This window comes from Marinilactibacillus sp. 15R (assembly GCF_001895285.1).
Classification (GTDB): domain Bacteria; phylum Bacillota; class Bacilli; order Lactobacillales; family Carnobacteriaceae_A; genus Marinilactibacillus; species Marinilactibacillus piezotolerans.
Window position 1 is genome coordinate 126,713 of sequence record NZ_CP017761.1, and the last position, 12,227, is coordinate 138,939.

9 protein-coding genes are annotated in these 12,227 nt (G+C 36.3%); 2 read left to right on the forward strand and 7 right to left on the reverse strand.

Going from position 1 to position 12,227, the window contains the following annotated elements:
• Positions 1–62: 62 nt before the first annotated feature.
• The 7 genes from pth to BKP56_RS00605 form a co-directional block, all read right to left on the reverse strand.
• Entirely contained in the window at positions 63–623 is a 561-nt protein-coding gene (gene pth, locus BKP56_RS00575; protein ID WP_072693230.1) for an aminoacyl-tRNA hydrolase, read from the reverse strand.
• Positions 624–773: 150 nt separating this feature from the next.
• Positions 774–1,175 carry a hypothetical protein gene (locus BKP56_RS00580; RefSeq protein ID WP_072693232.1) on the reverse strand — a complete coding sequence of 134 codons (402 nt, stop codon included), beginning with the start codon at positions 1,173–1,175 and terminating at the stop codon, positions 774–776.
• Positions 1,176–1,334: 159 nt separating this feature from the next.
• Positions 1,335–1,856, reverse strand: coding sequence for a hypothetical protein (locus BKP56_RS00585; RefSeq protein WP_072693234.1), 522 nt, complete (start codon positions 1,854–1,856; stop codon positions 1,335–1,337).
• 287 nt (positions 1,857–2,143) lie between these two features.
• Positions 2,144–3,298, reverse strand: a complete 1,155-nt coding sequence (locus BKP56_RS00590; protein ID WP_072693236.1) for a mannitol-1-phosphate 5-dehydrogenase — start codon at positions 3,296–3,298, stop codon at positions 2,144–2,146.
• Positions 3,298–3,741, reverse strand: a complete 444-nt coding sequence (locus BKP56_RS00595; RefSeq protein WP_072693248.1) for a PTS sugar transporter subunit IIA — start codon at positions 3,739–3,741, stop codon at positions 3,298–3,300. Before BKP56_RS00595 ends, BKP56_RS00590 begins: the two co-directional genes overlap by 1 nt.
• Before the next feature lie 16 nt (positions 3,742–3,757).
• Entirely contained in the window at positions 3,758–5,848 is a 2,091-nt protein-coding gene (locus tag BKP56_RS00600) for a BglG family transcription antiterminator (RefSeq protein ID WP_083540421.1), read from the reverse strand.
• Positions 5,849–5,971: 123 nt separating this feature from the next.
• Entirely contained in the window at positions 5,972–7,432 is a 1,461-nt protein-coding gene (locus BKP56_RS00605; RefSeq protein ID WP_072693250.1) for a PTS mannitol transporter subunit IICB, read from the reverse strand.
• A 429-nt stretch (positions 7,433–7,861) separates the two neighbouring features.
• On the opposite strand from BKP56_RS00605, the gene glmS reads away from it, so the two are divergent.
• Positions 7,862–9,670, forward strand: a complete 1,809-nt coding sequence (glmS, locus tag BKP56_RS00610; protein WP_072693252.1) for a glutamine--fructose-6-phosphate transaminase (isomerizing) — start codon at positions 7,862–7,864, stop codon at positions 9,668–9,670.
• 275 nt (positions 9,671–9,945) lie between these two features.
• Positions 9,946–12,210, forward strand: a complete 2,265-nt coding sequence (gene nrdJ, locus BKP56_RS00615) for a ribonucleoside-triphosphate reductase, adenosylcobalamin-dependent (protein ID WP_198033960.1) — start codon at positions 9,946–9,948, stop codon at positions 12,208–12,210.
• Positions 12,211–12,227 lie beyond the last annotated feature (17 nt).

The window sequence follows — 12,227 nt, forward strand, 5'->3', positions numbered from 1 at the left end:
AGTTTCCTTCTCCTTTTCAAATTCGTACAATATTCATACTATCTTTGTTAGTTTGCTTTTAATTAATTATATTTAGTCATTGTATCCTGGAATGTTTTCCCTTCTGACCAGTATTTAACTGCATCAGCTGTAACTTTGACCGCTGACAGCATATCTTCATGAACATCTTTTTCAAATCCACTCAATACATGAGAAATCACAGACTGATCTGGATAAGGTCTTCCAACACCTATACGAATTCTGTTAAAATTCTGCGTTCCAATATGCTGGATAAGACTTTTAATTCCATTGTGCCCGCCAGCACTACCTTTCATTCGTAAACGAATTTTTCCAGTTGGTAAATCCATATCATCATATATCACTACAATATCTTCTTCCGATAAATTATAAAAATCCATCCACGGACGAATAGATCTTCCGGAATCATTCATGTAAGTCTGCGGCTTGATCAATATAATTTTTTCTGATCCAATTCTTCCTTCTGCATAAACAGAATCAAATTTACTTTTATTAAATGCCAATCCCAGCTGATAAGCAATTTCATCCAATGCAATAAATCCTATATTATGTTTCGTTTCTTTATATTTTACACCTGGATTTCCTAATCCTATGATTAATTTCATCCTTAAACTCCCTTAATTCACGTTTTCTTATACATGCAAAAAAGCTGAACGAGTTATCCGTTCAGACTTTTTTCTTTAATTGCTTTAAATTGAGTATAGCATAGTCGTCAAATGAATTAAATCATTCTTACTTTGCTGGTTGTCTTGCTACTAAGTTTTTTTAACAAATTGATTCTGGCAGGATGGACAAGTTATCCTAACCTTCCCTCTACCTCTAGGCACGCGTACTTTCTGTTTACAGGCACCACATTTATAATATTTATAGACTTTATGCTGGGCTTGCTTATTTCTCAGTCTTTGGATCGTTGATACTATCTTTTGTTTTAATTTAATATATCGAGTAAATTCTTTATAGCGATTAGCTTTTTCTTTAGATAAAACACGTAAAACTGCATAAGCTATAAACGCAACTCCTAAGATTTGTAAGAACCATCCTCCAAAGAAACTAGACAATACATTAGCGATAAGCCCTACTACCATTAACACCTTCGATAGTTCATCCATTCCATAACGACCGTTCATATAAAACAACATTTTTTGAATAAATTGCATTAGTCCCCACCCTTTTGTCTTGTTTAAATATTATACCAATAAAGTGTTAAGAATTTATGAAAAACCTTATTCTTTTGAATTTTTTAAAAAGACACAAAAACCGCAGCTCCCTAATAAGGAAACTCCGGTTTTGAACATTTTTCATTAAAAATCATCTATTTATTCTTCTGCCGCTGGTTCAGTTTCGGTTGAAGAAACAATCACTGTTTCATGACGAACTAATTCTTCAGCGTCTGCTTCATCGCCGACTTCCCATAAATCTTCATTAGAAACGCCTACTTCATAACTCATATCTTCTTCCGGCGTTGACACAGGATAAGTGAATTCACCTTCAGTTACTTCTGGTTTTGCAGTAACTTCGCCACCTTGAATTATATAAGCATAGATTGTTGTGTCTTCTTCATTGGCAACCGCTGTCCCAGTAATCACTGCTTCACCACCTACTGGTGAGTACAGATAGCCTTCTTCAGTCCATGTAGCTCCAGACATTTCTAATTCAATAGCTGAAGTATAGTCTAAGCTATCAGTGTCGATATTATCTATAATATCCATTGCGCTATCAGATTCATTTTCTGCTTGTTCTGTTTCTGTTGTATCGCTTGCTTCATCTTCTCCTGAATCACATGCAGCCAGCAATAGTCCAGACACTGCTAGTAATCCAATTAACTTTTTATATTCCATTATTTCTCCCCCTAAATGTATGTAGCCTATTCCGACAATTCTTCAAATAAAAAAATCTGCTCAAACAATATATTAGCATATCTATGCTTTTATAACAAACTTTTCACTTTTCGTTATTTGAAACATAAATAGCAAAAAATTACAAATTAGCGTTATAATAATTCTTTTAATTGGCATTTCATAGAAATAGACTCATTAGGGTATATTATAATTCGAATATAAATATAATAATATAATTAAATAGTTATAAAACGATTTTCAATTCCACCGAATTATCATGTTTAATGTTATACTTTAGAAATTTTTTCATATTTTTTTATGATTTTTTCTTGGATTTCATCATTGCTTAATTGAGTAACCTCTTGGATAACAGACGAAATAGATTTTTCTGCGAGCATCTTTTGAAGTTCAACACTTTCTGAATCATTCGGATTATCATATCGTAATGCTTTAGCTACTGTAGCAATCAAAGCATCAACCTCTAATCCTCTTTCAACGGCTTCTCTAATTGGTCTGATGAAACGTTCATCATAACCAAGTTTGCGGATAGGTGTTCTTCCTACTCTAGTTACATCGTCAGATAATCTTGGATTTTGAAATCTGGATAATATTTTCTCTATATAAGCTGTATGTTCTTTCTGATTAAATCCCCATTTATCAATCAATAAAGCGCCTGTTTCGTGCAGCACATTTTTGACTTCATTTAGAACTTTTTTATCTCTTAATGATTCGTCGATCGTTTGATAGCCTGCAAAAGCTCCATTATATGCAACTGTGGCATGTCCTGTATTAACTGTAAATAATTTTCTTTCTATAAACGGTGCAAGATCTTCTACATAATGTACCTGTTTCAGTTTTAATTCTGTATTTTTCATTCCCTGTAAGCTGACGACCCATTCTTTATATGGTTCTACGGTAACTTTTAGTAGATCTGCATGAGTTTGCTGCGGAACAATACGATCTACAGCGGCATCCGGAAATCCTACATACTTCTCTAAATAGTTAGCTGTATGTTCATTTTCAATGTGGCTCATCACTTCTTGCTTCAAGAACGTACTGCCACCAATCATGTTTTCACAGGCAATTACGTCAATAGGAGTATTCTTTTTCAGTTCTTCTCTTTTTTGTATACCCTGAGCAACCAAAGGTGCAATCAGTGGTAAAATATTAGGTCCGATTGCTGTTGTGACCAGGTCAGCTTGTGCTATAGTATCTACTACTTTTGCTGGATTTTTGGCATTATTTATTCCATATACATTATCTACTCCAATAATTGTTCCTTCGTCAGAAGCTTCTTCGATCGTATATTTCTTTTCTTTATTCAGTGCATCAATGACCTGTTCATTTACATCTACAAAAGCGATTTCTGAATTGTTCTGATTTAAAATTTCTCCAATAAAGCCTCGACCGATATTGCCGGCTCCGAAATGTACAGTTAACATTAAGCTTCAATACCTCCTAATAATTGAACAATTTCTTTTTCTGACTTTGCATCTGCCAGTTTTGTGACATTTTCAATTTCAGAACAATATACAGCAATCTGAGACAATACTTCTAAGTGATCGTTCCCTGCCCCTGCAATGCCAATAATGATAGTTGCTAGTTTATCTTCTCCATCTTTCCCGAAATTAACCCCTTGGGGTACTTGAACAACAGATATCCCTGTGGATTCAATCAATTCTTTTGCATCTTCTCTACCATGGGGAATAGCTATAAAATTACCCATATAAGTTGAAACAGTTTCTTCTCTTTCAAGCATAGATTCAATATACTCTGGTTTAACATATCCCCCATCCACTAATAAGCGCCCTGCTTCTCTAATTGCATCTTCTTTGTTTGAGAACGATTTATTCAAAACCACATTCTCTTCTTTTAAAATTGTCATACTGTTTTACTCCTCTTTAATTCATTTTCTCTAAAAAAAGTTGGTTTAAATGATATTCAATTTGCTCTTTCGATCCGTTATTAAATAGATGCAGGTTTGCATCACTTTCTACTATAGAGGCACTAATCGTACCCATCATATCTTGTATTGAAGTATCCATAGGGTCTGGTGCTAGAAGTAATAAAATTCGATTCAATTTCATTTTTTTCTGCTCCATGTTGACAATCTCAAAAGACTGCGATAAATCGACTACGCTGAAATACGGTTCTTTTATTGTCTTATGGATACAGTGAAACAACCCTAATCCGGTATTTGGTATCCCAATTGGTGCTGTGTTCATACGTTTCTCTAGTTTTTGAGCTACTGCTTGTGGATCCTCAAGTATAGAGTTTGGCAGTGATAGACAAATCTGATATAGCGTTTCTTTCAAAGATTTATATTGTGGCATTACTTTTAAGTCAAATGATTCGAGCAAACGGTTGACAGAAACGATTTTTACATATAAATCTTGAAAGCTTTGATGATTATCACTTTGTCTTAAAATATTTCTATTTGAATTTCTCAATTCTCTAACTTTTTTACGCAAAACTTGGTCTATATAGGTTCGTATACTTTTGAGTTCATCTTCCATCAGCAGAGGTGTCACAACTTTATATTCTTCTTCAAATCCTTGAAGAAATATAGTAGAAAGAATCAAGTCATATTTTTCATAACTCAGCTGGTGTAACTGAGAAATTCGTGAAACATCCACATTGGTTACTTCTGGAATATTTTTTCTCAGTCTACTCTCTAATATTTTTGCTGTTCCCATTCCACTTGAACATATAATCAATACATTGAGCAGCTGTGCACTGGAATTCCTTTCATAAGCTGAAGCAAAATGAATAACGACATATAACAATTCGTTAAACTGAAATTCAAAATTCGGAAATTCTTTAGAAAGCTTATCTTCTATTGTGAGACTTAAGTCTTCATATTCTTTATGGACTTTTTCAAGTAACGGATTATTCACTTCTGGCATCGGCGCTTTATTCCGTTGTATAGCTGCTGAGATATGTGCAAACAGGTCTTTGAACAGCGTTTCATCTTGATAAAATTGTACTTGCATCTCCTCAGAAACAGAACGAATCAGTTCTCTAACTTGAAAACTTAGTTGAAGGTCATATTCATCTGAAAATTCATCTCTAAGTGGAACATTGAGCCCCTCAATCTGCAGCGCTAAGAAAATGACTTCTTCAAGCGGAATATGATTTAAACCATATTGTTCACTGATTTCCTTTAATAATTCTCTAGAAATCGATTCGCTGTGTTCACGAACTTTCAATTCATCTGTATATTTGTTGATTTCTTTTAATGCGACTAAATGATTTTCTTTGATTCGCTTGATTGAGAAAGTTATGAATAGAATCAGACTTTGAAGCTGGGTGTCGTTTACTTCTTCAAATTGAAACTCTTCATATTGTTTGACCAACTTAAATACAATTTCTAAAGCATCCGGATCAAGTACATTCAAAAACGGATTTTTATTTTTATTCATAGCCTTTTTTTGAAGCTGATTTTTATGATCAAACAACTTAAAAAAGTTATATTCATTCAATTCACTAGCAATCAACCCGCTAACGATTAACCTAAGTGAAGATTCTGAAGCTTTTGCTTTAATTCCTCTGGCTTTTTTACGTTTGATTTGGATATTGTACTCTTTGAATATTTCATCTATTGTCTGAAGATCTTGCTGAATCGTTCCCACACTCACTTTAAGATCATAAGCCAAGGATTCCATTTTTATTTCGCTAGTTTCTAGTAATAAGTTGATCATCAATAAACTTTGTCTCTTTTTAGTAGTCAATTCATCTGAGGCATTGTAAATTTCCGCCTGCAATTCTTCAATAAACTTAGGATTACCTTGAATAAAATATCCATCGTCTTCTTTTTGGAGCCTTAATTGGTATTGAGCAAGCGTGCTTTCTAAACTGGAAATTTCTCTGTAGATTGTTCTAGTACTTACATTTAGTCGATTCGCTAGATACTTGATTGTCACACCATTTTTCTGATTCAATAAATGCTCTAATATTATTTTTTCTCTATTTGAGATGTACAGGTCGTTCACCTCTTTTCACTTTCTTTGTTCGTTTCAAATTTTTGCATACCCTAATTTATAAAAAACACAGAAAACAGTGAATTTCTCCACTGTTTTCTTAGAGTTTCTGCCTTTACGACATAGACCTATTCATTAAGATTGATTTTTTATTTTTTGAACGATCTCATCATATTTGGGACTGCCCAAGAAATTATCTACAGAAACATGTACCGCACTTGGTGTATACTGCGTTGCTCTTTCTGTTAATTCTTTTTGGGTAATAACCAGTAAACCTTCTTCATCTTGCAGGTTTTTAATAGAAGAATTGGTTACACTGATATTCAACCCAGCTTCTTTCACTTTTTTCTTCATCAGTGAAGCACCCATCGCTGATGAACCCATTCCTGCATCGCAGGCAAAGATGATTTTGCTGACATGATTGTTTTCTACAGCATCAACACCCACTGTAGCATCTCCTGCTCCAACCGCGCCAGTATTATTTGCTGAAACTTGACCTTTTGCTTGTGCTTTATTCGCACTTGATTGTGCAACGGCTGTTTCTAACGCATCTTCTGCGTCATCAGATTTGTCTAATTTAAGAATCAGTGCTCCGACTGCGAATGAAGCTGTAGCTGCAAAAATAACACTCAAGATAACTCCTACATAAGAACCTGAAGCTGTATTAGCCAGAATCGCAAGTATTGAACCTGGTGAAGCTGGTGCACGAAGCGCGCCATCTAGTAATACGTTTGTTAATGTACCTGTAACCCCACCGGCAATTGCTGCTAAGAACATAGCTGGTTTCATCAATACATATGGGAAATAAATTTCGTGGATCCCACCGATGAAGTGAATTAAGATCGCTCCAGCAGATGAAGATTTTGCTGAACCTTTACCAAAAACCAAGTATGAAAGTAAGATACCAAGACCTGGTCCAGGGTTAGCTTCTAATAGGTAAATGATTGATTTACCCATTTCAGTTGTCTGCTGTGCTCCCAGCGGTGTGAAGATACCGTGGTTGATAGCGTTGTTCAAGAACAATACTTTCGCTGGTTCAATAAATACGTTTGCGAAAGGTAATAAGTTAGCATCAATGATCCAGTCTACTCCAGCTGCCATTGCATTGTTTAATCCCAAAAATACAGGACCAATTGCAAAAAATGCAGCTAATGATAATCCAAATCCGATAATCCCACTTGAAAAGTTATTGACGAGCATCTCAAATCCTGTTGGAATCTTGTCTGAGAAGAAATCATCAAATAGTTTAATTGCATAACCACCCAGCGGACCGGCAACCATTGCACCCAGTAACATTGGTGCATCAGGTGCACCCATAATGACACCCATCGCTGTGATAACCCCTACGACTGCTCCTCTTTGACCATGAACCATACTCCCGCCTTGATAAGCGATTAATATCGGAATCAAGAATTTAATGATCGGGTCTACCATTGTTGCTAGACTTTCATTGGGTAAGAAACCATCCGGAATAAATAATGCTGTAAGAATTCCCCAAGCGATCAGCGCTCCAATATTCGGCATGATCATACCACTTAGATAAGAACCTAAGCGTTGAATAAATGCTTTTCCACCTCTACTCTTTGTTTCTTGCATGTTATACTCTCCTTTATTATTGGTTTATTTATTGCTCAACCTTATGCCCATATTGTAAGCGCTACGCTTACTTAATACTAGTCATACTAGTACTGACTTTGTCAAAGATTTATTGACAAGATTTATTTTATGGACCTTACTATTAAACAAGGGTTAGCAAAAAATCTTTATTTATCAAAGAGTTAACTGCTAATGACTTCATTTTATTAAGTCTAGGTTCTTTTGCTTAAGAAAGTTAAGTAAATCTCTCTATAACCAAGCCTGCAAATAGCAAGTATACCAATTTTATTATCTTATTAGTTTAAAGTTTGACAACAGGCTTAAATGGTTATAATATTGTCATGCATCAAGATTATATTTTTAAAAAACAGTATATACCAATTACGTTTTGGTCTATACCTCAAAAAATTATTGAAAGTAGGAAAGCATATGTGTGGAATTGTAGGATATATTGGAAATAAAGATGTGAAGGAAATTTTATTAAGCGGTTTAGATACACTAGAATACCGGGGATATGATTCTGCGGGTATCTATATTACAGATGAAGCTAATCAAGGTCATTTATTTAAAGAAAAGGGACGTATTGCTGCTTTACGTGATAAAGTAGATAACTCAATCAGCGCCTTCTCTGGTATTGGCCATACACGCTGGGCTACTCATGGTATTCCTAGTGTAGAAAACGCACATCCTCATCAATCAACCAGTGGTCGTTTCACTATTGTACATAATGGTGTAATCGAAAACTTTGAAGAAGTAAAAGATGCTTATTTGGCGGATGTACATTTCCATAGCACTACAGACACAGAAGTAATCGTTCAATTAATTGCCTGGTTTGTAGAATCCGAAGAACTAGACACCATTGATGCATTTAAAAAAGCAATCGTTACCTTAAAGGGTTCTTATGCTTTAGCTTTAGTTGATAACGAAAATCCTGATACTTTATATGCTGCTAAAAACAAATCTCCTCTATTACTAGGTACTGGTGAAGGTTTCAATGTTATTTCTTCTGATGCAATGGCAATGGTTCGCGAAACAAGTCAATTCATAGAGTTGATGGATGGAGAAGTAGCTACTTTAACAAAAGATTCTATCAAGATAGAAGACCTCGCAGGTGAAACCATTGAACGTGACAGCTATACTGCTCATATTGATGCAAATGATCTGGGTAAAGGAACTTACCCATACTATATGATCAAAGAAATCGATGAACAACCAGCTGTCATGCGTAAACTGGTTCAACAATACCAGAATGAAGATGGCAACTTAGAAATCAATGAAGATATACTAGCAGAAGTTAAAGAAAGTGACCGTGTTTATATCGTAGCATGTGGAACTAGTTATAACGCTGGTTGGGTCGGCAAACAACTGATTGAACGTATAACCGGCACTCCTGCTGAAGTTCATTTGGCAAGTGAGTTTGCGTACAACACCCCATTACTGACGAAGAAACCATTCTTTATCTTCCTATCTCAATCAGGAGAAACAGCAGACAGCCGTCAAGTACTAGTTCAAGTTAATAAAGCAGGTTATCCTTCATTGACACTTACAAATGTCCCTGGTTCAACATTGTCTCGTGAAGCTAAGTATACCTTATTGTTACACGCTGGTCCTGAAATCGCAGTTGCTTCTACTAAAGCCTATACTGCTCAAATTGCTGTTCTTGCTATCCTAGCAGAATGTGTAGCTAAATTTAACGGTGTAGATTCTCCATTAGATGTAGCCCATGAACTAGGAATCATCGCAAATGCTATTGAAACAGTCATTGACGATCATGAAGTTTTCGAACATTTGTCTGTTACTCACTTGAGCACTAGTAAGAATGCGTTTTATATTGGTCGAGGAATCGACTACTATGTAGTAATGGAAGCTGCTTTGAAACTCAAAGAGGTTTCTTATGTTCAAGCTGAAGGTTGGGCATCAGGAGAATTAAAACATGGAACGATTGCATTGATTGAAGATAACACACCTGTCATTTCAATTATTACTGATGAAGTTTCTGGACCACATACTCGCGGTAACGCCCATGAAGTCATTTCTCGTGGTGCAAACAGTATGATTATTTCTATGGAGGGCTTAGACCGCCAAGAGGATGCTTATGTCCTTCCAAAAGTGCATGATCTATTGACTCCACTAATCAGCGTTATTCCTACACAGTTGATTGCTTACTATACAGCATTGCACCGTGGAAACGATGTTGATAAACCTCGTAATTTGGCAAAATCAGTAACCGTTGAATAATCATCAATCTAGATAGAACAAAAAAATTAAAAAGAACCGAGAGTGCATTTTATAATGCTTCTCGGTTCTTTTCATTTGTTCTTAATAAAAAAATTGTTCATATAATTATTTACAGAACCTACTATTATAAAATATAATTCTTCCTTCGCTGTCAAGCGATGTCAATGGGAAATCTTTATTATTACAAAAATTTAATAAAATAGCATATATTGTGTACTGAGTAATTATTTGATACTATATATAGTGTCAAAAACAAAATGAAAGGAAGCTATATAATGGAATTTTTACCCACATCTTACGTAGAAGAATACGTAGCGCAACATTCTAATCCGCTTAATGAACTTGGAGAATTTGTTTACAGCCGTACCTACTCAAGGTGGCTCGAAGATAAAGGTCGCAGAGAATATTGGCATGAAACAGCAAAACGCGCTATCGAATACAATATGGCACTTGAATATAAGCATTTAAAAAAAATTGGGTATTCTACTGATCTTGAATCAATGCGCAAAGAAGCAAAAGAGCTTTTTGAATCAATCTATAATACGAAACAATTCCCTTCAGGCAGAACCTTGTGGCTTGGGAATGCCAATGAAAAAGTAAATGAAAATTTTGCTTTAGGTAATTTTAACTGCTCTTTCTTATCTATTGAAAAATGGGAAGATTTAGGTGAACTCTTCTATCTCTTACTCGTAGGAACCGGCGTAGGATTTAAGTCACGCAAGAAAATGGCCCAAAAGATGGATCCAATTCGCACTAACACCTCCCTCTTACATTCTGAGTACCGACCTGTCCCCGTAGAGGAACGCTTAGAACATACACAAACAGTAAAAATGGAAAATGGCTATGCAAAAATTTACGTTGGAGATTCCAAGGAAGGATGGGTTGAATCTCTTACTCAGTATCTAGATTTACTAATAAAAAAAGAAAACGAAGATATTCATACAGTTAAAATCAGCTATAACAGTGTGCGACCTGAAGGTGAGCGCTTAAAGACGTTTGGTGGAACAGCATCAGGACCTGCACCGCTGAAAGAAATGTTTGAAGGCATTAATAAAGTACTTAAAAATGAAATTGATCCGTATCTAGATCCAATTGAAATTGACGACAAAGGCTACGGCAAGGTTCGTCCGGTCCATATTTTAGACATCGGTAATTTGATCGGCGCAAATGTTGTTGTTGGCGGAGTGAGAAGAACAGCAGAAATATTCTTGTTTGATGCAGATGATCATGAATCTATGTTTGCTAAATATGGTATAAACGGTATCTGGACTGAAGAGCAACTGGAACACCATAAAAACATTGGCAATCTCTTGGAAAAAGCAAAAATCAAGCCTCGTTGGTTCGATAACTTGAAAGCAGTGGGCGATCGTCGTGAAGGTTTGGATCACCGTCGCATGAGTAACAACTCCATTGCTTTTGAGAAAAAACCATCTCGGGACTTCTTACATCTTGTATTTGAAATGATGCAGCTCGAAGGAGAGCCAGGTTTCTTCAATATGGAAGAAGCTCGTCGTCGTCGCCCTAATGCTGAAGGCGTCAATCCTTGCGGCGAAATCATTTTGGATTCTAAAGGGGTATGTAACTTGACCACAATCAATGTCAAAGCTTTTGTACAAGAAAATGAAGACGGAACCTACCGTCTCGACTTGGACAATTTAAAGCGCGCTCAAGAGCTCTCTGCTCGCATTGGCCTGCGTATGACTTTAACTCCTTTGGAAATCGATTCATGGAATGACATACAACAACGTGATCGACTCATCGGTACATCTGTAACTGGCTGGAAAGATGCGCTTGCGCTCGTTAACGCTACTGAAGAAGACGAAGTCAAATGGATGAACATTCTGCGTGATGCTTCTCGAAATGCAGCAGATGAATACGCCAAAGCTTTGCGTGTCAATGCTCCCTTACTAGCGACAACTGTTAAACCTGAAGGAACGTTATCACAAGTTGCTGGTGGCGTCTCTCCTGGTGTTCATATGAGCCACAGTCCGTATTATATCCGTCGTATCCGCATCACCGCTACTGACCCACTTGTTAAAGTCGCTAAAGAACTTGGTTGGAAAATTCATGCAGAAATCGGTACAGCAAATATTTATGATCAAAACGAATTGGCTAAAGAGCATGTTATTGCGCAAGCAAGAACTGTAGTAATAGATTTCCCTATCGCTAGTGGCTCAAAGCGTACAAAAGAAGATACGACGGTCGACGAACAGTTTGATACCTACTTCCGATTCCAGAAAGAATACGTGGAGCACAATGCCTCCAATACAATTGACGTTAAACCCGGTGAATGGGCTCAGGCAGAAAAGCGTGTTTGGGATGGCTGGGATAAATTTGTCGGCGTCTCATTCCTAAGCCACGACGGCGGAACTTATACTTTGGCTCCTTATGAAGCCTGTACAGAGAAAGAATACGAACAGCTCAAATCATCTATGAAACCTTTTGATACAACCCTGCTCCATCAGTTTGAGCGTAATGAAACAAATGCTGATTTGGATAATATGGAAGCTTGCTCATCAGGCGTTTGTCCAATCAGATAAAAAAGCAGCAGGGTAAG

What these genes read in the sequence shown, in the direction of transcription:
- pth (WP_072693230.1), bottom strand. Translation starts at nt 623, where the DNA reads ATGAAATTAATCATAGGATTAGGAAATCCAGGTGTAAAATATAAAGAA.
- BKP56_RS00580 (WP_072693232.1), bottom strand. Translation starts at nt 1,175, where the DNA reads ATGCAATTTATTCAAAAAATGTTGTTTTATATGAACGGTCGTTATGGA.
- BKP56_RS00585 (WP_072693234.1), bottom strand. Translation starts at nt 1,856, where the DNA reads ATGGAATATAAAAAGTTAATTGGATTACTAGCAGTGTCTGGACTATTG.
- BKP56_RS00590 (WP_072693236.1), bottom strand. Translation starts at nt 3,298, where the DNA reads ATGTTAACTGTACATTTCGGAGCCGGCAATATCGGTCGAGGCTTTATT.
- BKP56_RS00595 (WP_072693248.1), bottom strand. Translation starts at nt 3,741, where the DNA reads ATGACAATTTTAAAAGAAGAGAATGTGGTTTTGAATAAATCGTTCTCA.
- BKP56_RS00605 (WP_072693250.1), bottom strand. Translation starts at nt 7,432, where the DNA reads ATGCAAGAAACAAAGAGTAGAGGTGGAAAAGCATTTATTCAACGCTTA.
- glmS (WP_072693252.1), top strand. Translation starts at nt 7,862, where the DNA reads ATGTGTGGAATTGTAGGATATATTGGAAATAAAGATGTGAAGGAAATT.
- nrdJ (WP_198033960.1), top strand. Translation starts at nt 9,946, where the DNA reads ATGGAATTTTTACCCACATCTTACGTAGAAGAATACGTAGCGCAACAT.